The organism is Streptomyces sp. NPDC038200 (genome assembly GCF_055600785.1).
Map to the genome: position 1 here is coordinate 57791 of NZ_JBVJYH010000014.1, position 25892 is coordinate 83682.

2 protein-coding genes (1 of these 2 cut by a window edge) are annotated in these 25892 nt (G+C 75.2%); both read right to left on the minus strand.

The annotated features are described in order from the left end of the window. Positions 1-25515: the 5' portion of a scabin-related ADP-ribosyltransferase gene (locus tag ACZ7KF_RS26250; protein ID WP_471079703.1), read on the minus strand. Its footprint begins 25347 nt before the window's first position; only the first 25515 of its 50862 coding nucleotides appear in the window; its start codon is at positions 25513-25515; the stop codon falls past the left edge of the window. After that, positions 25512-25892 (minus strand): hypothetical protein, encoded by a 381-nt coding sequence (locus ACZ7KF_RS26255; RefSeq protein ID WP_471079706.1) that lies wholly within the window; start codon positions 25890-25892, stop codon positions 25512-25514. Before ACZ7KF_RS26255 ends, ACZ7KF_RS26250 begins: the two co-directional genes overlap by 4 nt.

Below are 25892 nucleotides of genomic sequence, written 5' to 3' on the forward strand. Positions count from 1 at the left end.
CTGCTCCTCCCGCGGTGTCCGGGGCACGGCCGTCGCGGAGGCGGCGCCGGCCGCGGAGAGGACCGTGTCCAGGCTGGGCACGGTCTCCGGGCGCGGCTCCAGCAGGGCGCGGTCGAGACGGTCCGCCTCCGGGGTGCCGGGTCCGGCAGCCAGCTCGGTCACCGGCGGTCCGCCGTGGCTGCCGGCGGCCGGGACGGTGGCGGTGCCGTCGGGCACCTCGACGATCTCCGCGCCCCGGAACGTCGTGCCGGTCGCGCCGGGCCGGGCGGTCAGCCAGCCCGCCCGGTTCCGGAACGGCGCGATGTAGAGCGTGCTCGGTCCGACGCCGAGGGTCCCGGTGGGACCGGTCACCGTCATTCCCAGACTGTTCGCCAGGCTCTGGATGTAGGGCGTCTCGGGGAAGGCGGCTGAGCTGCCTATGTTGCAGATCACCGTGATCACGGCGCTGTCCACGGCGTTCACCGCGCCCCGCCGGAACGCCTCGTAGCCGGCCTGGCGGCGCAGCACCAGGCCCAGCTGGTCGCCGGCGAACTCGAACGGGCGGTCGTCGCGCGTGTGCAGGCGGACGGTGGCCCCGCCCACCCGGCCGTGGGCGACGACGAAATGCCGCGGGGCGCCGTCGCCCCACGGGTTGACGCCCGTGATGCCCGTGGCACCGTCCACGGCCCGTCCGGCACGGAAGGTACCGATGTCCGGAATGGACCGGAAGGCGAACTCGGTCCGGGCCCGGTCCTGCGTGCTCAGCGACATGTGGCCGATGACGTGTCCGGTGCGCGGGTCGGCGAACGGCGTCATCACCAGGGAACGGAAGTGGAACCGCTCGCCGGTCACGGACCGGACGTAGTCGTCCTCGCCCTCTCCGGCGTCCTCCTCCCCCGTGACGGCGGACGACGGTGCCTGGGCGGGATCGACGCGCATCCAGTGGCCCTCGGGCCCGTCGGTGTCCCGGACGGTGGTCACCTCCAGGACCCCGAAGGCATTGCCGACCAGGTCCACCCGGCCGCTGTGCGTCCACACGGTGACGCCCGCCCGGTCGGCAACCGTCCTGGCGAGGTCGAGCCCGTACCGCGCGCCCTCGTCGGTCACCAGCCACAGCGGGCGGTCGCCGACGCGGTTGTGGGCGGCGAGTTCCGCGAAGGCGTCGAGCGACAGCCGTACCGGCTCGCCGTCCTCGTAGCCCACGACGGTGGGCGCGGCGGGCGGTACGCCCGGGTCGTAGTCGAACCTCAGGACGAAGCCGTCCCGCACGGTCAGCGGTCGCGCGCCGTCCGCCTCGTCCTCCCGCGCGCTGCCGAGCAGGTCCAGTCCCGCGATGTTGCCGGCGGTGTCGTAGAGCAGCCGGGCGTCGAGGTCCGGCAGCTCCTGCGCGTCCTCGTCCATCGAGGACGTCGCACCGTCGTCGTCGGAGTCGTCGTCGTACGACATCGGGGACTCCGGTGCGTCGGCCTCCTCGTCGGCCCACTGGGCGAGCGGGCCGGTCGCACTCAGCGTGAGTACGTCGCCGGTGCCGTACGTGTCCGGGTCCAGCCCCAGGTCGCGCAGTGCCCACCGGGTCTCCTCCAGCCGGGCCTGCGTCCTGGGCAGCGCGCGGGTGTGGTGGGCCCGGTGGGCGGCACCGTCCTCGGCCAGGGCGGTGTGGTACCTCGTCAACGCCTCGGTCAGGCGCGCAAGTTCGGCGTCCGTCACGAGCGGGGGAAGCTCGGCGGACCGTGCGGCGGTGGCCGCCCCGGTCTCCTTGCGCTTCCCCCTGACCTTGCCGTTCGCGGTCCGGACCGCCGTCGCTTCCGCCTCGGCCCGCTGGGCGGTCTCCCGCACCAGCGCCACGGAGGCCACCAGAGCCGGGTGGTTGCGCACCACGTCGAGGTCCAGCGGGCCGTCGCTGTACCGGCTGCTGTGGCCCTCCCACTTGTACCGGTTGCCCTGGCGCGCGGTGCTGACGGCGTACACGAGCACGTCCACGCGGCCGTCGGGTGCCAGCACGTAGGCGAACGAGACTCCGCCGCTGCCGCCGTCCAGGTGCACGTGCAGGGCGCGGTTGATGCGCATCTCACGGGGCCGCAGGCTGCCGTCGGCCACCCGGCGCAGCACCGTCAGCCGTGCCTCCGTCAGCTGGTCCGGCCGTACGTGGCTGGCGTACACGAGCCGTTCGCCATACTCCCAGCTGTCGGTCCGCAGCGGGGAGAACGCCGCCAGGCGCTCGGCGGCCCGGGCGGTCTCCGCCGCCTCGCGGGCCTGCCGCTCGGCACGCGAGCGCGCCCACACGCCACGCGCCACCTCGGTCACCCGACCGTGGTAGTCACCCTCCAGCACCACGGCGGTGCGATCCAGCCAGGCTCGGAAGTCGTTCTCGAAGTGCTCCAGTCCGGCCTCGCCGGTGCGCAGGAACGCGCCGAACGCGTACTCCGGCCAGAGCGACGGGTTCTGCCGCAGGTCCTCCGCCACGGTGGGCGAGGCGATCAGCAGGGGCAGCAGTTCCGGGTTCTCGCCCAGCGCTCCGGACACCGCGCCGCCCGCGGAGCCGAGCAGCAGCTCCGCTGCCTCGGGCACGGAGCGGAGCGCCTGGGCCCAGACCGATTCCCGCGCGGGCCGCGTCGCCGTCCGCCCGCCGGTTCGGCCGGGGCGCGCCGCCCGGTCGCGCCCGGCGTTCTCGGGCGCGCGCTCCGGGGGCGCCTCGGTCGTCCTCGCCGGACCGGCGCCGCTCGACACCGCGCCCGTCAGGGCCTGCGGCGACGGGTCCTCGGCGAGCTGCCGGAAACGGGCGGCGTCCTGGGCGAGGGTGCGCAGCGCGGTGGTGAAGTCCGCGTTCCGCAGCGCCGGCTCGTACCACGCGGCGGTGCCCAGGAAACGCGCGGCGAACGCCGGGTGGTCGTTCAGGAAGTGGGTGAGGTCCGCGTTCGACAGCAGTCGTCGCAGGTCCGCCGCGGGCATCGTCTCCGCTACCGGCGCGCGGTCGGCCAGTACCGTCAGCAGCGCCTCCCGGGTCGCGAGCCGGCGCGTCAGCTGAGGTGTGAGTGCCTCGGCGAAGACCCGGCCGGCCCGTGCCGCCCGCCACAGCGGACCGTCCGTCCGCGCCTGCTCCAGCAGGCCCTGGCTCCGCTGCAAGGCGTCCGCCAGCCACGGTGCCTGCCGCAGCTCCGCCGCGATCCGCGGGTGGTCCGTCATCGCCTCGGCGAGGCCGCGCACCGCGGTCAGGGCCGGGCGCAGCGTCCGGCCGTCCCCGGCCAGGTCCGCAGCCACGTCGGGCTGCCGGCGCAGCAGCTGATGGACGGCCGGGCGCCGTGCCAGCAGCCGGGCCAGCCCCTCGTCCGCCGCCAGCGCCGCGACCACGGCGGGATTGGCCAGCGCGGTCCGCGTCAGCTCGGTGTCCGCGAGCACCACCGGCACCTGTCCGGGGTGCGCCGAGAACGCGTGCCGCAGCGGCTTGCTGGTGAGCAGCCGCAGGTAGTCCGCTTCGTCGGAGAACAGGCCGGGGTTCCCGGCCAGCCCCTCCGCCAGCCCGCGGACGATCCTGATGACCAGCAGCCGGTCGGGTTCCGCCGCCAGCGCCCGCACCAGCGGCAGGCTGCCGAGCGCGGCGCGTACGGTCAGCAGGCCCCTGTCCTGGAGCACTTGCTCCGACAGCTCGTCGCGCAGCGCCCTGTCGTCCAGCAGTACGGCGGCGACCGGCCCCTGGTCGGCTATGACGCGCGCCGCGTCCACGCTCATCATGATGAGCCGCCGGTCGCTCTCCGAGGACAGCTTGTTGTAGGCGTTGTCCGCGAACAGCATGAGCCGGCTCAGCTCCGGATTGCTCACGGCGACGGCGACGGCGTCGGGGCTGTCGAGGAACCAGGACCGGATCTTCGGCTGGGTGAGGAAGAGCCGGTACAGGTAGTCGTTGGTGCGCAGCGCACGGGTCAGGTCCGGCTTGTCGTGGAGCAGCGGCAGCGCGTTCTGCGCGGAGTCGGCGAGCAGTTCGGACAGCGCGGGCCTGGCCTTGAGCGTCTCGGACAGTTCGGGGTTGTGGTGGAAGGCGACCGCGAACGCGTCCCGTTCCCGGGCCAGGCCGAGGAGACGCTGGTCGTCCCGGACCGCCTCGTCGACGCTCAGCGCCCGGGCGCGCTCCTCGGTGGACGCGCCGGCCTCCGCGGCCCACGCCTCCAGGTGCGGCGCCGCCTCTTCCCGGGGCAGCTTGAACGCGCGGATGAGCGAGGTGTCCCCGGCCCGGTACCGGATGCCCTCCGGCGACAGCACGGGCCGACCGGTGCCATCGACGAGGGCGATCAGCTCCCTGACCCAGGCGCGGCTCTTCTTCTTCCTTCCGGCCTTGCGGGCCTCCGCGACCCGGGCGAAGCCGTCGTCGAGGCTCCCGTCGGCCAGCGCCCCGGCGAAACCGGGGCGCGCGATGGCTTCGGCGAACGCCTCGGGTGCGGAGAGCAGCAGGTCGAGTGCCGTCGCGCTGCCCGGACGGGCCAGCGCCCCGAGCAGCCGCGGGCTGTCGAACAGGTGCTCCCAGTGGGTCACGGAGACGGGCGTGCCGAACCGGCCCGCCAGTTCGCGCACGAGGGCCGCGTGGGGGCGCAGGTTCTCCAGTCCCCGGGGTCCGAGGGCGGTCAGGGCCCCGGGGTTCCTGCTGAGGAATCCGAGCAGTGCGCCGTCGTTCTCCAGCAGCGCGTCCGCGAGGTCCGGCACCGTGCCGAGCCGGTCGAAAAACGCCACGGCTCCCAGAGTTCCGCCGACGAATCCGATGAGGCGGTCGTCGGTGCCCAGCCGGGCGGCCAAGCCGTCCAGTGCTTCGATCGCGAGGGTCGCGTGCGGGGTGCCCGCGACGAACTGCGCCATCGCGGGGTTCGCGGCGAGCACGGCCGGCAGCCACGGATGCCGCTCGACGGCGTCCTCGATACGGGCCAGGGCGGCGTCGCCATCGGGTCCGGCCACCGCGTCCCGCAGCTGCACGTGGCGCAGAACCGCCCGGAGTACGTCGGGTGTCAGCAGAGCACCGTTGTCCTCGGCCACCAGCCGCTGCCTGACCGGGGCGTTCTCCGGCAGCAGCAGCCTGCGGTATTCGTGCGGACGGGACAGCAGCCAGGGGTGGCGCGCCAGGGTCGCCACCAGGCCGGCCTGCTGCCGGAGCACGTTCGCCGCCTCCGGCTGGGCGAGTGCGGCGTCCAGGGCGGCGTTCGCGGCCCGGAGCCGGTCCACGGGAGAGGCACCCGGCGGCGCGGTCCGTGCGGCCCGCTCCGGGGTCCGCGCCGCGCGCAGCGCGTCGGCCAGCCGGTCGTCGGGAACCGCGTCGAAGGCGCGCGGGTCGTAGGAGACGGCCTCCGCGACCGCCGGGTTGCCGGCGGCGGCGCCGATCAGCTCCTTCGACCGGGCGATCCTGGCACCGAAGGCGGGCACGTCCGGCAGGACGTCCACGAGCCACGGGCTGCCGGCCAGCGTCTCGACCACCGTGGGGTCGCTCATCGCCAGGTCCAGCAGGCCGGGCACCCGGAACAGCGGGTACGCCTGGTCGCCGTGGGCCCGCAGAGCCGCGCGGAGGTCCCGGTGGGCGTAGAGCCGGCGGAAGTCGAGCTCGCCCGTCGCGGTGGTCCCCAGGGTCGCGGAGAGGCCGGTGACCAGGGCCCAGTCCTCGCGCAGGGACATCAGCTGATGGACCGGGCGATCGGTCCGGAGCAGCGCCTGTGCGGCTTCCGGAATCACGTCGAGGACGCCTGCCAGCGTCTTGTCCTTGGCGTCCAGCACCGCGCGGAGCAGATCCTGCTGACCGTTCAGATGGAGGGGCAGCCCGGGGAACACGAGCAGCAGCTTGGCCCAGGCCGCCTGGCTCTCGATCGCGTCGACCAGTTCCCGCCGGCCCGAGGGGGACTTCGCCAGCAGGGCGCCCAGGTGGTCGGGCGTGTCGACGAGAGCGTCCGCGCTGCTCGGGGACTCCTCCGGCAGGGTCTTCAGGGCGTCCAGGAAGGCCGGCGAGACCGCCAGCACCTCCGGCATCTCGGGATGGGCGAAGAGGAACGGTGTCAGCGCCGGGTGCTCCGCGGCCTGCTCGACCACGTGGGCGGCGTCGGGCTGGAGCAGCCGGGTCACGGCCGCGGCGTTCTCCGGCGCGTGCCACCGGCCGTCCTCGCCGAGCAGCCGGGCCATCGCCCGCACCGGCCACGCGTCGTGCCAGCCGGACCGCTGGGCCGCGGCGATCAGCTGCGTCCGCACGAGGGGTTTGGCGAACTCGGGTACGGCCGACGCGCGCACGGCCGCCTCCAGCAGCCTGCGCCCTTCCATGGTGAGCGGTGCGGGCTCGGAGGTCCGGCCCGCGGCGGAGGTCTCACCGGCGGAGGCGGGTGCGGTGGCCTGGTCCGCGGACCGGTCGGCGCCGCTCGGGGCCGCCTTGCGCCGCCTGGACTTGCCGGCGCGCGGCTGCGCGTCCGCCGGGCTCTGGGCGGGGTCGTCGCCGGCGAGCTCGATCAGTACGCCGTCGTTCGTCGCGGCGGACGGCACCCGCCGTTCCTCCGCCGGCGCCGGCTCCCGCGTCCGGTCCGGTTCGGCCTCGGCGGCCCGCACCGCCGTCCGGCCGTCCACCGAGCCCCGACGGGCGGCGGACTCCCCGGCACGGTCCGCCCCCGTCTCCCCCGCCGCGGAGCGCACCGCTCCGGGGACCCGGACCGGCTGGGGGCCCTGGGCGTCGGCCGACTCGGGCTCCCCACGGCGCGCCCGCTCGGGATCCGCTTCGTGTTCCGGCCGCGGCTCCGTGTCGTGCGTCCGCTCGTCTTCCGGCCGTGTCTCCCGTCCCGCGTCCGACGGCGCCGGCTGCTCGGTGTCCCCGTCCGGGCGGGACACCGCCAGGCCGGGCGGGAGGTCCAGGGTGCGCAGCACCATCGTGCCGACCACCCAGCGGGTGCCGCCCGGCCCCTCGACCCGCAGCACGGCCAGGGAGCGGATCAGGTAGCCGGGTGTCGGACCGGCCGCGCCGGCCGGGGCGGAGACGCCGAACTTGAGGTAGTCGCGCCGGTAGGCGTTGGTCGCCGCGGACTGGCCCTGGCTCGCGCGGTTCTGGGCGTTCGGCAGCGTGAGCCGGACGCGGTGGGTCTGGTCCGCCGTCAGCGGTGTGGTGAAGCGGGTGCTGACCGCCGGGGTCACGGCGGTGGAGGCGCTCGCGGCGGACGAGTCGGAGGCCACCCGGACGTCGTCCAGGGCGGTGGGGCCCTCGGTCAGGACCTCCTGCGGGAACAGCCGGAGCCGCGCGGACGTGGCGTCACTGGTGCCCGTGCGTCCCATGAAACGGCCCACGGCGCTCCGGTCGAGCAGGACGCCCGCGTCGCCGCCGCCGGGCCGCACCAGCCGGGTGAGCCGGATCAGCAGGGCCTCGTACGACAGCGAGGTGTGCATGCGGTCCACACCGGCGAGCGCCGGGTCGACCTGTCGCAGGGCCTGTGCGAGCTGCGGTGCGGCGTCGAAGGCTTCGAAGGAGAACGGCCGCTCCGGCACCCAGTGGCCGCCCGTCAGGGCGGGGCGTACGGCGAGCGGCAGGCCCTCGACGTCGACCGTGACCGCGTCCTCCGGCTCCACGCGCCATGCGGTGGGGTCGTCGGTGAGGACGGTGGGGTCGGGCTTCGTCAACCGCGCGACGTCACCCGGCTCGGCGGGCAGGTCGGTGCGGTCGAAGCGGAGGGTGACGCGCGCGTCGACGGAGGCGTGGAGGTCCTCCATGGCGACGCCGCCGGCCACCGCGTCGGCGAGCCGGGCGACGGGCGCCCCGGTCAGCGGGGTGCTGCGCACGGACGCATGGATCTCGTACGGGATGTCGGGGAACTCCACCAGTTCGCCCGACCGGCGCCAGACGCGGGTCTCCCGCGAGGCGGACACCGAGGCGCCCACCGCGCGTTCGGCGGACAGCGCGAGGGTGGTCTGCACGCGCCGGCCCTGGTACTGGAGCACGGGCACGGCGTCCAGTTCGTGGCCGCGGGAGTGGGAGACGCTCTGCCCGGCGGCGCCGGGCACCGGCAGGTCGCCGTCGCGCCCGCTGCCGTGCGCGGCGGAGCGGGTCAGCTCCGAGGTGTCCGGCGCCGGATACCCGCGCAGCGCGTCCAGGTCGGCGTCCGGCCTCGGGCGGGCCGCCAGCGTCACCTCGACCAGGCTCGGTGTCAGCCAGCCGCGGTGCAGGAAGTGGATCGCCACGCGCCCTTCGGGGCCCGCGGCGATCAGCGCGCGCAGCGCCACCTGGGAGGTGTGGTCGGCGATCCAGGTGAGGACACCGGGCACGTACGCGGCGCTTCCCGGGACGGTCGCCCCCGGTGCCGCCGCCTCCACGGCACGCGTGATCCGGCCCCGGAATCCGCCGCGCGGGCCGTCGAGGACGGTCTGGGTGACCGCGCCCTGCCCGAGCTGACCGGTCGCCCGGTAGAACGCCGGCAGGGCCAGGTCGGCCGCCGGCACGGCCGGGGCGAGGCCGAGTACCCGGGTGAGCGGGAAATGCCGGGCCAGCTCGCTGCTCGGCAGCAGGAACTCCACGGCGTCGGGCACCCGGATGCCGAAGGTCCGCTCCGTGTGGGGGCCGCCGGCCAGCGTCCCGGACACCACGTTCCGCCGGCCCATGCGGACCGTCACCTCGTAGGTGGCATCGGCCGTGAACCGGTGCAGCCGGGTGTTGTTGTCGGCGGTGACCCGCGCGTTCGACGCGTTGTCCGCGACGGTCACACCGGCCGAGGTGCCCGAGGAGTGCGCGTACCGCCCGCTGGGGAAGAACCCGACCGTCGGCCCGTAGGCACCGCTGACGGTCAGCCCCTGTTGCCGCCCGCTGCCCACCGACCGGGTCACCGAGGAGGTGTCCGCCGAGTACAGCCAGGTCTCCAGGCTCATGGCCGGCGGTTCCGCACGCATCCGCACGCCGTCCAGGTAGGCCCTGACCGTCACCGAGGCGTCGGTGCCCGAGGCCAGTCCGAAGCTGCCGATCCCCTCCAGGACGAACCCGTCGCCGAACACGGCCAGGGCGTTGCCGGTGAGCTGCTGCGAGGAGAGCGCGGAACGCAGCACCTGCTGCGCCATGCTGTCGGCGTCGGTGAGCGAACCGCCCACCGTCGAGCGCGCCGTCCACCGCCAGGCCCCGTCCGCGGCCCGGACGACCCGGCCCAGCGGCCCCACCGCGCCGTCCGACGCCCAGGGTCCGGTGAGGCGTTCGGCCGTCTCCGGGTCCCCGGCGAGGGCCGCCGACAGGTCGAGCGGCTCCCCGGTCCGCGGCGCGGGCGCGACCGTGCCCAGCACCCGGCTCACCGCGTCGGCCAGGGCGCTGCCGCCCGTCACCCGGTCCACGAAGGCCGTCTCCGGGAGCCGGTGCAGCTCGCCGGAGTCCGCGGCGGCCCGCAGCCGCCGAAGCTCTTCGTCGCTCACCTGGACGGGGTCCGCGGCGGGCCGGGGCGTGGGCTCGGCGGTCCCGGCCGCCTCCGGTGCCGCCTCGGTGCGGTACGTGGGCAGCGCGAGGCCCAGCGTGCCGTTCGCGGTGACCGGCCGGGGCGCCGGGCCGTGGCTCCAGGTCAGGTCCAGCCGCAGGCGCACCGGGACGTCGAAGAGCTGGAGGCCGTCGTCCGCCGAGGAGACGACGTACTTCTCCTGGCCCACCAGGGAACCGGTACCGGTGGTCGTGGCGGTCTGCCGGCTGTACGCGTACTCGGTTCCGATGCCTTGCAACGGCAGCTCGACGTGGCGTTCCAGCGGGTTGCTGACCGCGCCGGACCCGGTCACCGACCAGGCGACGGGGGCCACCGTGCGCTGTTCCTGGCCGGGGCGGGCGAACCCGGACCAGTTGTTCACCTGGACGCCGGGCAGCGCCCGGACCGCCTCGACCGGGCCGTCGCCCCGGCGCTCGGCGGTCAGCCGGAGCGCGACCCGCTGGGTGTCGGCCGTGGTCGGCAGCTCGAACCAGACGGTGTGGCCGCCGTCGACGAGTTCGTCGGCGGCGGCGCGCAGCGACTCGCCGGAGCGGGCGTGGTCCAGGGCGCGGGCGTTGACCAGTTGGCGGGCACGGGCGGCCTCACCGGTCCAGCCGGCGCCGCTGCCCGCCGAGGGCAGGAAGCCGTGCTCGCGCAGCCAGCGCTCGGCCAGGGCGAACAGCGGCTCGGCGCCGTCGACGCGCAGCACGGTGGTCGAGATGCCCAGCGAACGCAGTTCCGCCACCTCGGGCGGGAGCCGGCGGGCGGTGTCCTGGACGCCCTCCAGCGCGGCGCGGGACGGCACCTGGAACACCACCGGGTACGACCCGAGTCCGACGGGGGTGTCCAGCGGGCTGCCCGGCGCCGGGAACACCCGGTCCCGGCCGGGGCCGACCAGCTCCACCACGAGGCCCACCCGGCCCCGTACCCGGAACAGGGGCCCGCTCCACTCCAGCGCCTGCGACCTGGTGACCTCGCCGCCGGAGCCCAGGCCGTACGACACCTGGTGGCGCGCTCCGGCGTTCAGCGACACCGAGCCGCCGACCGGATCGGGGACGCTCTCGGTCTGCGGCGCCGAGAAGCCGAGCGAGACGCTGAGGTCGGCGCCCGCCGCGTTGGTGACGGTCGCCTGTCCGGTGACCCGGACCGTGCGCACCACCATGTGCATGAGGTCCGCCTCCGGCGCCGCCGGGCCGACGGTCTCCTCCTGGCCGGTGAGGGCCGCGTGCACCCGGAAGTGGCCGAGCACGGAGCCGTCGCCGGCCAGCAGCACGGGTGAGTTGTGCCATCCGCTCAGCATTCGGGGCAGCGCGTCCCGCAGGTTGCGGGCGCCGAAGAACCGCCGCAGGTCCTCCCGGGACGCCTCCGTCGCCCTGTCGAGGTGATCGGCGAAGGATGCCTCCACGGCGTTCAGCACGCGGTCCGGGGCGAGCACCGACTCCACCGCGTACAGCGGCGATTCGTGCACCGCCGCCCGCAGCGGGGCCGCCTCCCGCTCGGCCGCGGCCGGCCGGACCAGGGCGGTCGTGCCGTCACCGTCGGCCGGGGCCGTGTTCTCCGGCGCGGGCTCCCGGCCGGTGTTCGGGGCCGCGTTCTGCTGTCCGGTCCTCGTCAGGTGCTCGGGGAACCAGACCGCGATCCGGCCGTTCTCCCGCTCGGCCGTCCAGTCCCCGGCGGCCTGCGCGCCGTCGGCCCGCACCTGCCAGCGCATCCGGTAGTCGAACGGCACCGTCCCGCCGAGCGTGGTGGTGATGGACAGCGACTGGGCGCCACCGGCGGCGCTCACGGCCGTCGACAACTGGTTGCGGACCACGTTGACCTGCGGTTGCAGCACGATCTGGCGCAGCGGGCCGGCGGTCGGCACGTCCCACACATGGCTGTAGTTGAACTGGAAGGTCCGCAGGTCGGCCGTTCCGGAGGAGTTGCCGGCCTCCGAGTAGCCCGCGCCCCAGCGCTGCACCCGGTTGGGCACGCCCTCGGCCAGTCCGTCCAGCAGTTCGGGCGCGGACCGGGGATCGTCCAGCCGCAGCCGTACGAAGACGGTCCGGCGTGCCCCGCGGTGTTCCAACTGCAGCCGCAGCCCGGTCTCGCTGCGTACGTCGGCCCATTCGTGGACCAGGTAGGCGGCGGTCAGCCTGGAGTCGACGCGCCGGCGCAGGTCCGCGTCGGGGCCGGTCGCCCCCTCCAGTTGCCGGGCGACCTGCTCGCGCAGCCACGCGACGGTCTCCTCCGGCACCAGGCCGAGGTGGGTGGTGCCCTGGGCACCGTCGAAGACCGAGCCGAAGGTGCGGACGTGGTCGCTCAGTCCAGGGACAGCGACCGTTGCTATCGCTGCGGCCGTTTTCGGTTCCGTTGCGATCGTTTCTGGTGCCGTTGCGGTCGTTTCCGGTGCCGCTTCGGTCATGGACACCGGTCGCGGGTCCGCCGGCCGGTCGCGGAGGGCCTGGTCGAGCAGGGCGTCCAGGCTGCGCGGCGCGTCCGGTCGCGGGCCGAGGACCGCCGCGTCCAGCTCCGCCGCCGCCGTGCCGTCGACCGGCACGATGACCGGCTCGGCCATGACGGTGCTCGGTCCGGCCCGGCCCGCGTCCTGACCGGTCGTGTCCGCCTCGGCGAGCCGGCCGGCGCCCGGCGGGAGAAGACGCGTGTTCGGTCCGGCCAGTCGCCGGGCCGCCGCCTCGCCCTCCGTGTGCAGGACCCGGGCGATCTCCGCCAGGCGCCCGTAGTACTCCTCCCTCGCCGCCTCGGAGTCCATCGCCATCGGCGCGCGCACGTACCCGCTCGCCCTGCTCAGCAGCGTCGTGGCGGCCGGGACGGAGATGTCCAGTCGCGCCGCCAGTCCGGCCGCGGTGTCCGGGTCCGTCCGCCGGTCGCGACGCCCCTGTACCTCGGTCCCGGGCAGATCGAGGTCGGCCTCGTCGGGATCGAGCAGCCGGGCCGGCAGGACGTGGCTGCCCAGGCGTCCCCGGGGCGCGCCAGGCATGGTGTGCACCAGGCGCCGGGACCACGGGGGCAGGACGACCGTGTCGACCGGCTGGAGCGGACTGCCGCCCAGCATGCTGAAGGTGACGGACCGTACCAGGTCGCGGAGTTCCGGGTCGGCGGCGATGAATCCGACGACCGCGTCCCACAGGTCGTCGGGGCGGGGCCGGCTGCGGACCAGGGGCGCGACCTGCGCCAGGTTGAGGTTGCCGGGCTGCCGGTACAGGCCCTGGACGAGGGTGACCACGACGGCACGGGCGACCCGGAGTTCCTCCGCGTGGTCGTACGCCGGCGCGGTGGACACGGTCGCCGCCGTGTCCTGCCCGGGCTGCGGCGGGAGCCAGGACTGGGCGGACGCGGGCGTGAACACCTCGGGCGAGAGCGTGACCAGCTCGTCCAGCATGTCCGACAGGCCGACGCGGCGGGCCAGCGTCCGCCAGACCGTGGGGCTGGGACCGCTGCGCATCAGCACCTCGTCCCGCATCGTCTGCCGCGAGTGGGGCAGCACGGCGGGGTCGATCGGGCGCCGCGCGGACCGGTCGTCCAGGGGCCTCTCTCCGTCCTGCAGCTGAAGGGACCGCAGGACGTTCTCGGCCGGGGTACGTGTGTAGTTCCCCCGGATCACGTCCAGGTAGGGGTCCAGGAAGGCGTGCCCGGCAGGCGCGACCAGAGCCGCGTTCCAGGGCCGGCCCCCGTGGCGTACCGTGCCGAGGCCGTACCGTGAGTCGACGACCCGCCGGAACTCGCCGGTCAGGTTTCCGGAGACCGCGTTGTCCAGGTCGCTGGCCGCGCCGCCGAACCGTCTCAGGATCTCCAGGCGCAGGATGTCGCTGGCGGCCGCGTACGCCACGCCCATCGCCCGCGCGATCTCCGCCCGGTAGATGCCCTCCAGCGTCATGGGCGACGTCGCGGAGAAGATCTCGTCGACGTTGACCAGTTTCACTCCCGCGGCACGCGCCCACTGGAGCATGTCCAGCACGTCGGCCGTCCGGCGGTCCGCGGTCACCGCGTCGGCCGACGTCTTCGCGACGGCCTCGGCCGCGGCGAACTCCGCGCGCGTGACGTCGGTCCACAGGATGACGGTGAAATCCGGATGCGAGGCCGCCAGCCTGGCGGCGTTCCACCGGAACCCGCGGGTGGCCCCTTCGTCCCGCAGCGGTCCGCCGAGCCAGATCGCGTGCGTGAGCTTGGCGATCCTGGTGGCCTTCGGCAGGCCGGGCATGGTGCCGCGGCTCATCGACCGGCTGCCCGACTCGACCACGGTGCCGGGCCGCCGCGGCAGCCTGGAAGGCCGTATCTCGTCCGCGTGCGGGGCCGGCCGGGTCATGTCCACGGCGGCGAAGAACGCCGCGCGCTGGGCGGCCTTCAGCTGGGCGTAGTCGTAGTCGCGCAGGAACGCGGGCGCCGGGGGTGCCTGCCGCTGCCCGTAGACGTCCGGTCCTAGGATCCGCGCGATCGCGGCGGCGTCCGGGTCACCGCCGAGGCCATGACCGCGGTGGACGTCGAAGCCGGACGCCAGACCGCTATGCAGCTCGCGGACCTCGGGGGTGACCTCCCACCCCGCCGTGTTCGCGCCGCCGAACCGGCCTGCGCCCAGCATCTGCACCGGTGACCAGATACCGGGCGTCTGCACCGTCAGTTCGTCGACCAGCGCCACGGCCCGGGCGACGCTGTTCGTCCGCCCGAGCGTCTCGATGATGCGCAGCAGCCCCCGCTGCTGCGCCTCCCGCAGCCGTTCGCTCGCCGGGTCTCCGGCCGCCAGCGTGGCGGGCTGGAGCAGGGCGGACGCCTGACGGGCGAGGGCTTCGAACGTCTCCTGGCCGAACTCCCGGCGCAGTCTGAGTTCCATGGCGCCGGTCGTCTCCCGAGCGGTGCCCTCCTCGGGCACGTGCGCACCGGACGTCTCCCCAGCGGTGCCCTCCTCCGGCACGTGCGCACCGGACGTCTCCGGAGTGGTCCTCTCCTGGGCCGTACGCGCACCGGCCGCCTCCGCGTTCTCCTGCCGGGCCGCGTGCGCCGGCTCGACGGTCCGAGGGGGGAGGCCCAGGTGCCTGTCGCGCTCTTCCAGGACGAGACGGCCCCACGCGTCGCCGAAACCGCGTAGGACGGCGTAGTCGTCCTGGGTGACGGGGGGACGCCGGCGGAACAGCCTGATCCACGCGTCGAGGTCGAAGGTCGACTTCGATCCCGGGGCACGCAGCGCGCGGATCTCCGCCGCCGGTGGCGGCACCACGAAGGCGTCCCCCTTGGCCTGCCGATATGCCTTGGCGGCTGCCTCGGCGTCGCGGGAGGACCAGAACATGCCGAAGGAGTCCAGCACGTCGATGAGCCGCTGGGGGTGCGCCGGCCGGTGCCCGCGCAAGTTGCTGAGCGCGCTGCCGAGCCTGTTCACGACACGGCCCTCGCGGACGGGGACGTTGAGGTGCCGGAACTCCTCGAAATAGGCAGCCGCGGCCGTGAGCCTCCAGTCCTCCGCCAGTTGCTGGTGCGCGTACAGCCGGCTCCACTGGTCGAGTACGTCGAAGCCGGGGTTCGGTTGCTTGATCGTCAGCCGCCGCGCCGCCAGCCGGGCGACGTCGGCGTACGTCAGGGGCTCCCTGCTCAGGGACTCGTGCCGGCGCACCGCGGCGAAGAAGTCGGTGCGCTCGGCGTCGGTCAGCGAGTCGTCGGGTACCGCGTCGGAGCGGGGCTCCGGGGACTGACCCCACGGGCGGTCCCTCCAGTCGGAGACCTCGGCCCCGCCCGCGGACGACGGTCCGGCTTCCGGCGTCATCCGCGCGATGTCGTCCGCACCACCGGCCGGCTGGAGCCACGTGGACGCGTCCGGCGCCGGGCCGGCGGTGTCCGCCTGGAGCCACGACCACCAGGGATCGTCGGACAGCGTGTCCTGGTAGCTGTAGTAGTCCTGGTAGCTGTAGCCGTCCTGGTACTGATATTGGTACGCGTCGGGCAGCAGGTTGGCCAGTGTCGTCAGTTCGGCTTCGAGGTCGAACCCGCTTGCGTCCGGGAGACCGAGACCGAGCTGGTCCCACGGGACGTCCGGGACGTCGAGCCCGGCGTCCGGTCGGCCGAAGACCGACTGGTCCCACTGGAAATCGGCTCCGGAGGAGAAGTCCTGACCCGCGCCGTCGTGCGGTCGGGTGTCGTACGACGGACCGGCGATGCCCATCAGGTCGTCGTCGGACACGGCCTGCCCTGTCCCGATCCCGGGTTCGGCCGTCAGGTCACCCGCGGTGCCGAGAGGGCCGGCCTCCTGCTGCCCGCCCGTGGGGGCACCCTGGTTCTCCGTCGTACCGGAACCCGACGCGATCGGCTCTGGACCGGACACGCCCCGGACGGACGCCGCGGACTGCTGCGAAAGTCGTGCGGCGCGCTGGCCGAGCGGGGCAGCGGCTGACGGCCGGGTGGCGTACTCACCGCTCAGGCGGGTGACCAGCTCGAGGCTGAGTTTCCTGGACAGCACCTTTTCGGCGTAGCCACGCACGTCCCTGAACGTCAGCTTGCGCTTGCGCTGCCGCTCGCGGGCCCGCACGTACGTGAACAGCTTCCTGCGCTCCTCGGACGTCACCGAGTCCTGCGGAACGGGAGAGGCGGCCTGGGCGACGGACGCGGGCAGATGGCGTGGCGGCGCGCCCCACAACTGGAGCCAGCCCTCCGTGGGCGCGGCCTCGCCGGGCAGGACGCTCGCGGCCCAGACCGGACCGAGAACGTCGCGGATCGCGTTACGGTCTGTATCCGTTATGCGAGACAAATGGGGCAGCGTCGCGCCCCAGTGTGCCAGGTCGAACGTGGCCGTCCAGCCGGGCACCGGCACCGCTCGGATCTCCTCCACCGGTGGCGGCGCGTCGAGCTGCCGGCCGGTGATCCCCCTGTCCCTCAGATACGCCTCGGCGGCCTCCAGCGCGGTGGAGGTGGCCCAGCGCATGCCCATCCCGTTCCAGGTGGCCACGGTCGTCGGGGACAGGTTCGAGTAGGGCATCCGGCGCAGCAGATCGATGTAACCGCCGAGAGGGTCGTGCTGTCCCTCCACCCGGGCCGGCACTTCCAGGTGCCCGTGGGTGGTGAAGTACGCGTGCGCCGCCGCCACCTCGTGCGCTGCTTCCCCGGTGACGTAGTCGCGCCACCGGCGCCCCTGCCCCGGCTCCGAGGCGCCGCCCCGCCGGCGCGGATTCCGGTGCCAGTACTCCGCGTGCAGCCACCGCACCTGCTGCTGCCCCAGGACCGTCCCCCACGTGGCGAAGGCCGTGTCGGCCACGCTGCCGAACGTCACCTCCGGTGCCTCCGCGCCCTGCTCCCGCAGCCGGGTGAACAGCTCGTCCTGCTGCTCCAAGGTGAGCCACTCGCCCCAGAAGGGGCGTGCGGACGGTGGCTGTCCCCGGGAACTCCAGCGCGTGGACCGCCACTGCTGTCCGGCCCCGTTTCCGGTGTGCTCGTCGTCCTCGACCTCGATCGGCCAGGCGTGGGTCCCGGGTCCCGGCTCCTCGGTCTCCTGCGCGGCGGGACTTTCCCCGAAGAGGTCCGTCATCAGGTCGTCCGGCTGCTCCTGCGGCGCGCCGCCCGACTGCTGCCCGGCACTTCCGAAATGGGGCATGACCAGCCCGGAGGGTCCCTGCGCGGAGGACGAGGAACCCGCCGTCCGCTGTCCCGTCGTGTCCGCCGGCCGGGCGCCCGCGCGGATCCCGGCCGGCGCCGGGTCGGCGCCCAGTTCCGTGGCCCGGTCGCGGGCCGCCCGCTCGTCCTGGGTGTGCAGGACGGCGGCGACCTCCAGCACGCGCCGGCGGTGGGCCTCGCGCAGTGCCTCGGTCTCCGCCTCGCCGCTGATGGTCAGCTTCGGCGGCACCAGCTGACCGGCCTTGCCGATCAGGGCGGCCAGCCGGCCGTGGTCCAGTCCGCGCAGTTCCGGCGGCAGCAGGTCGGCCGGCCGTTCGCCGGCGGCCCGTCCCTTGCCCTTGTCGTCGCCGCGCAGGGCGTGCAGCCGCGCCGCCTCCAGGCCCGCGCCGAACGCGTCGGCGTGCTCGGCCTCATGGGCGGCCCAGGACGTGGACAGGGCCTGGGGCGCCCACAGCAGTTCGAACGCGGCCAGGAAGTCGGCGCGGAAGTCCTCGGCGTGCTCCTCCCACCGCTGCCGGGCGGTGTCGTCCTCGGGGCGCAGGGTGTGGAAGGACCGCGCGGCGTCGTGCAGAGCGGCGTCGGACCAGGATTCGAAGGCGAGGTGCGCGGGCAGCGCCCGGGCCTGCTCGGCGAGCAGGGCGTCCCACTGGCGGGCCGCGCCGGCCATCTCGTCGGGACCGACCGGACGGCCGGTGAACAGCGCGTCGAAGGCGGCGAGCAGCCGCTCGTCCAGACCGGCCCGGGCACGGGCGATGTCGGCCTCGGTCAGCGCCTGGGGGCCGTGGGCCGCGCGCCACCGGTCGAGCTGTTCGTCGAAGAGGCGCCCCGAGGTGGTGACCACGCCGTCCCGGGCGTGCCGCACGGTGAGCCAGGTGTGCAGCCGGTCCCGGCCGGTCAGCTCGGCGTACGCGGTGTGCCAGCGCTCCAGCCGGGCCCGGACGTCTTCGACGCCGGCGGTCACGCCGTCGTGGCCGAAGAGCTGCTCGAAGTGGTCGTCGACGGCGGCGGCCACGGAGACGTCCAGGGTGCGGCGGAGCAGGGGGCGCACCTGGTCGGAGGAGACCGGGAACCGGTCGAGGAAGGCCCGGCCCGTGCCGGTGGCGGAGTCGGCCCAGGAGGCGACGGCGTCCGCGATGTCCTCCTGCGAGCGCAGGATCGCCGTCTCGCGCGCCGCCTGGAGGGCCAGCCGGCCGGGCAGCGCGTCGAGGACCGTGCGCACCCGGTCCTGCCAGGCGCCCGGCAGCGCCCGGCCGCCGTCGGCCAGCCCGGCCACGGACGCAGCGCTCGGGAAGACCTTGTCGAACGCCTCCCGCAGCGATCGGCGGGCGTCTTCGAGGATCCGGGTCCGGCCCGCCTCGGACACCTCGGTGTGCTCGGCGCCGAAGGCGGCGAGCAGGTCACGGGTGCCCTGGTCGAGCCGGTCGTGGAAGGCTCCGTCCGCCAGTTGCTCGAACACCGCGTCGAGCCGGGAGAGCTGGCCGAAGAGCAGCGCGTACCGGTCGAACTCCCCGTCCAGGCCGGAGACGAGCCCGCGCAGCAGCCGGGCCGACTGGCGCACCGCCGCGCTGTCGCCGGTACGGACGTCGGTGCCGGAGACGAGGGTGTTCCGGAGCATCCCCTCCCACCGGTCGCGGAAGTCACCGGCGGCCAGCTCGCGCACCGATTCGGCCATGTCCAGGACCAGCTCGAACGGCGCCGGCACGCCGTCGGTCAGCCGGTTGCGCCAGGCGTCGGTCAGCCTGAGGCCCCAGCCGCGGAAAGCACTCTGGAACGCCTCCTCACCACGGACCACGGCCAGTTCGCGAGCCGCCCGCAGGGAGAAGGCGTCCCGCAGCTGGTCCTCCGCCGTGCGGTCGGCGGTCGTCTCGCCGAACCGGCCGGGGTTCTCCCGGACCCGCTCGCGGACCGCGGCCAGCCGCTCCTCGGACACTCCCGGGGCCTGCTCCCGCGCCCACTGGCGGAACGCCTCGTCGAAGGTGTTCTCCCGCTCCGCCGTCGTGGCGCCGTCGGATGCCCCGCCGTCGGTGCCGGAGGCGGTCGCGGAGTCCTCGGTACGGGCCTGCGCCAGCAGGTCGGCGTAGCGGCGGTGCAGCTCCCGCTGCGCTTCCTGCCACGCCGGGACCCGCCAGTCGTCCTGGGCGGCGGCCTGGGGGTGGGGGGCGCGGAGTACCTCCGGCAGGCCGGTGTCCCGGGCCTGCTCGGTGGTCTCCAGGTACGTGTCGCGCAGCGCGGCGATGTGGCGCCGGGTCCAGTCGGCCGTGGCGGCGTGGGACAGCGTCACCGTGTCCTGGGCACCGCCCTCGAACTGCCGGGCGAAGTCCTGGTACGCCGTGTGCCGGGCGTCGGCGACCTCGCGCAGCGCGGCGGACTGCGCGTCGAAGCGGGCCAGAGCCTGTTCGCGTGTCTGCGGGCTGTACAGGTGGAGCCGGTCGGTCAGCGGTTCGGCGAGTGCCCGGCGCCGCTCCTCGTACCATCCCGTCAGCTCACGGTCCCAGGCCGAATCGGCCGTGAACCGGGCCATGTGGTCGGCGAGGACGCTGTTGTGGGCCACCACCGTGCGTGCCCGCCGCTGCTCGTACAGCGCGGCCTGGCGCACGTCCTCGTCGAGCCGCGCCAGCCGCTCCCGGCGCTCGGCCTCGTCCGCGACGGTCAGCGCCTCGGCGCGGTCGGTGACGTACTGCTGGCGCATCTGGGCCAGCTGTCCGGCGTACCAGCGGCGTGCCGGGCCGTTCCACTCCGCCCGGCCGTCGGTCAGGTCGGCGCGTCCGCCCGCGCCACCGGCGAGGACGGCGTCGAAGGCGGCACGGGCCTGCCGCTCGGCGGTCCAGGCGGCGTGCGCCGCGGCGTACCGCTGCCCGAACTCCTGGACCAGGCCGGCCAGGCGGACCGGCGGCTGTCCAGCGGCCTCCCGCTGGAACTCCTGCGCCAGCGCGACCGCCGGCCGCGCGTGCGCGAAGGCTTCGCCGTGCCGCGTGTCCGCCACGGTCGAGGCGACGTCACGGTGGAAGACCTCCGCCGCGTCCGCCTCGGCGGCCAGCCGCTCGCGAACCGAGGTGAGCCGCGTGGTCAGGTCCTCCAGGGCCGCGCCGCGGGCGGCGGTCAGCTCGCCGGGGCCCGTGGCCGTACGGTCCCCGGTCCAGGCGTCGGCGAACGCCTCCCGGGCGGCGGCGACCTGCTCCGTCGCCTGCGGGGTGCGCAGTTCGGGGAACGGCGTCAGCCGGGACTCGAACTCCCCGTACGCCCGGTCGCGGGCCTCGACGGTGTCGCGCAGCCCGGCCAGGGCCTCGGAAGCGGGCGCCTGGGCCTGCGTCTCGTCGGTCCGGGAGGCCGCCTGGGCCGAGGGCTCGTCGGTCCGGGTGGCTCGGGGCGGGGCGGCGGCGGACAGCGGGGGCGGTGCCGGCTGCTCCTCGCGGGCGGTGAGGAGTTCCTGGGCCTGGAGCCGGCCCTCCCCGTCGCCGTCCCGGGCGGTGCGGACCGCGCCGTCGGCGGTGGCCGGCGCCTCGGACGGGGTACGGGTGCCCCGGGTGATCTCCATCCGGGCCGGGTCCAGCGTCCACCGCGGTTCGCGCTGCCACGCCTGGACCGCCTCGTCCTCGGCCCGGGTGCGGTCGCTCAGCTGCTGCCACCGCTGCCGTGCCTCGTCCGCGAGGGCGGCGCGGACCGCTGCCTCGCCGTCCGGGGAGGCGGTGCGGGCGGCGGCGTCCCACTCCTGGGAGAACCAGGACTTCAGATCCGACAGACCCCGCTGGTAGTCGCCGGACACCCGGGCCGAGCGGATCTCGGCCTGCGGGATCTCGACCTGGCGGGCCAGGTCCTCCAGCACCGCGCCCTTGCCCAGCATGCCCTGGAAGTTGGCGGCCACCTGCTGCCGCCACCGCAGGCTCTCGGCCTGGGCGCGCTCGCGCACGGCCGTGTCTCTCGGCTCCCGGAGCGCGGCGCTGTCCGCCTCCCACTCGTCGCGCACCGTGCTGCCGAACGCGTCGCCGCGCTCCTTCTCTCGCTCCAGCCAGCCGTGCAGATCGCGATCGGACGGCCCGTAGATGTCGTGGTAGCCGACGGCCCAGTCGCCGCGGAAGTCCCCCGCCAGCCGGTCGAAGGTCTCGTCGGTGACCGTGTAGGCGCGCGCGGGGCGCTCGGTCAGCTCGTCGAGCCCCGGCCCGGACAGCCGGTGGAAGGCCGAGCCACCGTCGCGCAGCGCACGCTCCATGCCCCATTCGAACTGCAGCCGGTCCGGCAGGGACCGCTCCGCGGCCGGCAGGTACTCGCGGAAGACGATCTCCTGGCCCGCCGCGACCCGGTCCAGGTCCCACGTGCCGTCCTCGGCGCGGCCCGCGAGTTCGCGGAAGACCCGGGTCACGTCCTCCCGCAGTCCTTCGCGGGCGCGCTGGGCGCCGGGCCCTTCCGCCTCCAGGCGGTCGAACATCCGGTCGGCCTCGGCCAGGGCGCGGTCCAGCCCGGCCTGGTACTCCAGCCGGGTCGGCAGCTCGTCGGCCAGCCGCTCCTGGGTCTTCCGCAGCTGTGCGGCGTAGTCCTCCCACTGCTCACGGGTCAGCGCGCGCGGGTGCCTGCCCGCCAGGAACTTCTCGCCCTCGGCCGTCAGATCCGCGCGGTGGGAGGCGATCACCGCCTCGGTGTCGACCGCGGCGGCGTCCGCCGGGTCGTGCCGTGTGGACCGCTGCCATTCCGCGCGCCGGGCCTCGACCTCGCGTCCGGTGCCGGCCTTCAGCCCCTCCTCGGTGACCCGGGCGCGCAGCCGCGCCTCCCACCGGTCGCGGAAGTTCTCCAGCTGGCCGCGCAGGGCGTGGCGCTGTTCCCGGAACCGCTCGTACTCCATCCAGCGGGTCGGCGTGCCGTCCCCGCCCGGCAGGGTCCGGGTCGTGACCTCGAACTCCTCGCGGAAGTCGGCACGGGTCTCGCGCACCCACGGCGCCTCCCCGTCGGCGCCCACCCGCCGGCTGAGGAAGTCGAACGTGTCGGCGGCCTCGGCTGCCAGCTCCAGGCGGGTTCGCAGGCCCCGGGTGAGGTCCCGCATTCCGGCGTCGTGGGTGCGGTACAGGTGGGACCAGTCGAAGGAGTCGACGCGCTCACCGTCCTGCCACATGTCCTCGGCGGCGCGGTACACCTCTCCGACGGCGGCGTCGGCGAAGTCCTCGCGGGTCTGCCGCAGTTCCTCCTCCGACATGGCCTGACGGCGCGATCCGGTCTCGACGTCGAACACCTCGTTCGCCGTGCGCCGGGCCAGGTGGGCCGCGGCGGACAGCTCGAACTCGTCGTGCAGCCCGGCGGACAGCCGGTCGAACGTCTCGGCGAACTCGGAGCGGGTGATCTCGCCCCGCCGGTACTCGCCGTAGGACTCCTGCCAGCGCTCGTCGAACCGGGACTTCACCTCCTCCATCCACCGACGGCGCACCTGCTCGACGATTTCCGGCGTCACCTCGGCACGCCCGCGGGCGTCCGCTCCGGACCCGGGCCCGGTCTCGGCCGTGCGGCGGCCGCCGTCCTCCGCGCGCGCCGCGCGCTCCTCGACGGCGCGCTGCTGTTCCGCCTCGGCGATCCGCAGACGGATCGCGTCGACGTCGTCGGGGCCCCGGAAGACCGGGTCCGGGTCCGCGAGGCGTCCGGCGAACGCCTCCTCCACCCGGCGGTCGGCCTCCTGCTGCTGCCGGAACCGGTCCTGCTCCTCGTCGAACCGGCCGCGATGCGTCGCGAGCAGGCGCTCCTGCTCCTGGCCCCACCGCTGGGCGCGGACCTGGTCGTCGCCGTGGAACGTGTACGGCTCGTAGCGCCCGGTGCCGGTCTTCGGCGCGAGGTACGCGTCCGGGCCGCCGGCGTCCTGGTAGGACGGCGGATTCGCGTCGTCGCCGCCGCCCTGGTAGGACGGCGGAGTCCCGTCGTCGCCGTCACCGTCCCGGGCCGGCGGCGGCTGGTCCCCGGCCTGATCCGGCTGCCGCGCGGTGCGGTCGGCGGACGCCGGGCCCGCGTCGCCGTGCTCGCCCTCGCGGCCGGCCGTCGCGGACACCGGCGCCCGCTCCTCGCTCCGCTGGCCACCCGGCCGCACCTCCGCGCCGTCGCCGGCGCTCTCGGTACGCACGTTCGGCGTGGCGTGCTCCGGCGCCGCGCCCGGCCGGGCGTCCGCGCCGGCACGGGCCACGATGTCCGGCCGCACACCGGCACCCTGGCCCGTCACCACCGGTTCACCGGCGGCGCGGACACCGGCGCCGGGCGCCTGCCCCGCCGTGCCCGGCCGCACGTTCCCGGCGTCGCCGGGACTGCCGGCACGCACGTTCGGCGTGACCTGCCCCGCAGCCGCGCCCGGCCGGGCGTCCGCGCCGGCATGGGCCACGATGTCCGGCCGCACACCGGCACCCTGGCCCGCCGCCGCCGGCTCACCAGCGGCGCGCACGCCCGTACCGGACGTATCACCCGCGGTGCGCACACTCGTACCCGACGTCTCGACCGCCGGCCCCGGCCGGGCCCCCGTGCCGGTGCCCGGCGCCGCCTCGGTGCGCACGGTGGGAGCCGGAGCGCCGCCGTTCGTCGCAGCGGCCTCCGGCCCGCCGGCCGCACGGGTCGTGGTGCCGGGGCCGGGCTGGGCGGTGGTGGACGGCCTGGGCGGTACGGCGTTGCCCGCGGGCGCGGGAGTCTCGGCGCCGCGCGTCGCGCCCTCCGGCCGGCCGGCAGCCGTCGGCACGGCATCGGTGGCACCGGGTCGCGGGCCGGAGGCAGATCCCCCGCCGAGCGCGGTCGCCTCGCCGCCGGTGCCCCGGATCTCCGCGGCGCCGCCGCCGACGGTACGCCCCGGGAGCCCTCCGGCCTGGCCGTTCGAACCGGTCTCCACGCCCCGGCCCGGTGCGCTGCCGCCGCCGACGGCGGCCGGTCCTTCGGACCGCACGGGACCCCCACCCGGCGCAGGCTGCGCGGCGCGGTCCCCGGTGGGCTCGCCGCCCGCGCCGACGACCGTACGTCCAGGTGCCTCCCCGACCCCGCCGACACCGGCGCCCGGGTGCGCGCCCGTCCCCCGGTCCGGCAGCACGCCGCCGGCCGTCGCGGGATCCTCCGGCCGTACGACGCCCGCGTCCGGCGCCGTCTGCGTGTCGCGGACCCCGGTCGTTTCCCCGCCGTCGGCACCGCTGGTCCGGACGACGGGCGGGACGGTCGTCCGGTCTCCCGTCGGCTCCGCCGTGGACGGAGTCCGGCCCGGGACCTCCCGCACCTGCCCGGTCGTCGCCGGCTCGGCCAGCCCCGCACGGTTCCCGGTGCCGCCCGCGGCCGGGGCGGGCTCGCCGGGCTCGAAGCCGGGCAGACCCGAGGTCTCCCGGGTGACCGGCGGTACGGCACCGGTCTCGGCCGGGTCCGGGGCGCCGTCGCGCACCACCGGCTCCGTGCGCGGGGCAGCGGAACCGGGCGGGCCCGGCACCTCCGCGCCCGCACCACGTGCCGTCCCCGCGCCCGCAGGGACGGCTGACTCGGGCGCGGGGACGGCGGTCTCGGAGTAGCGCGGCAAGGTGTCGACCGAGGACGAACGGCCGGGAGTCCGTACGACGCCCGGCGTGCCCGTACCCGGGCCGGAGTCAGGGGCGACGGTCGAGAAGTCCTTCGTGCCCCCACCGGCACCGCCGAACGCGGACAGGTCGGTGCTGTTCACGCCGTCGGGCGGAGTGAACGGGCCCTTGCTGGAGAGCGACTTGACCGCGTCGGCCAGCCCCTCCGTCGGCGTGACGTCCTGCTTGCGGCCCCCGCCCTTGCCCGGGGCGCCGAGCATGGCACCGGCCGCTCCGGCCAGGAAGGCCAGGCCCAGGTCCTGTTCGGCACCGAGCGCGGCGTTGACGGCCACACCGCCGACCACACCGGATGCACCGCCGATCGCGGTGCGTCCGATGAGCGAGGTGGCGAACTTGGGCACGAAGTGATTGGCGAGGCCGGAGAACCCGCCGAAGACGGCGCCACCGATGGCACCGCCGAGAGCCATCTGCCCGATGGCGTTGAGGTCGAAGTGCTTGCGTACGCCTTTGAGGATCTCGATGGCCTGGAGAAGGCCTTCCAGTCCCGCCATAGTCGCCGCGCCGATGGCCGCCGACATGAAGAGCCGCCGCATGATCGTCATGATCACCTGCCGCACGCCCGTGATGAGCGCGGGCACGGCGGCCATCCCGAACAACGAGGATGCCAGAAAAGCCAGTTGGCCCAGCATCCAGACGAGCATGGCGATGGTCATGTTGGTCGCATGCTCGGTCTCGAGGGCGTACTCGTCGCTCCTCACACGCAGGTTCTCGGCCGCCTTCGCCAGCTCGGGCAGTGTCGTGCCCAGCGTCCGCATGTAGCCGTCGAACGCCTCGGCCGGATCCCCGTTGACGTTGGCGAGAACGGAGTTGCGGACCGAGTTGACCTCGCCCATCATGCCCACGATCTGCTGGGCGAGGTCGCCCCAGACCTCGCCCTGCTGGCGCAGCAGGGCGGGGTCGGCCTCCGGCAACTGGGTGCCGGTGATGAGTGCGGCCCACCGAAGGGGCTCGGGGACAGGACTCACGCGCGTCCGCCGCGCCCGCCGCCGCTGCCGCCCCGGCTCCGGGTGCCGCCGAGCTGTCCGTTGAGCCGCCCCGTGGCCTGCATGGCACTCTCGTTGGCGCTCGAAAAGATCTTGGCCATGGCGCGCAGATTCTGCGCGGAGGTGCCCAGCACCTCGTGGATGCCGCTGCCGGCCTTGATGATGTCCTCGGCGACGGGGACGTAACCGGCGGCGAACCGCTGGCCGGGCTTGTCGTTCCCCCACGCCTTGGACCCGTCCGCGGAGATCCGGGCCGCCGCCGCCTCGAAAGCCCCGCCCAAGCGCTCGGCCAACGCCGCCAGCGGCACGCTCGCGCTCTGGAGCCCGTCGGGGTTGACGATGAACGTGTTCTCAGGCAT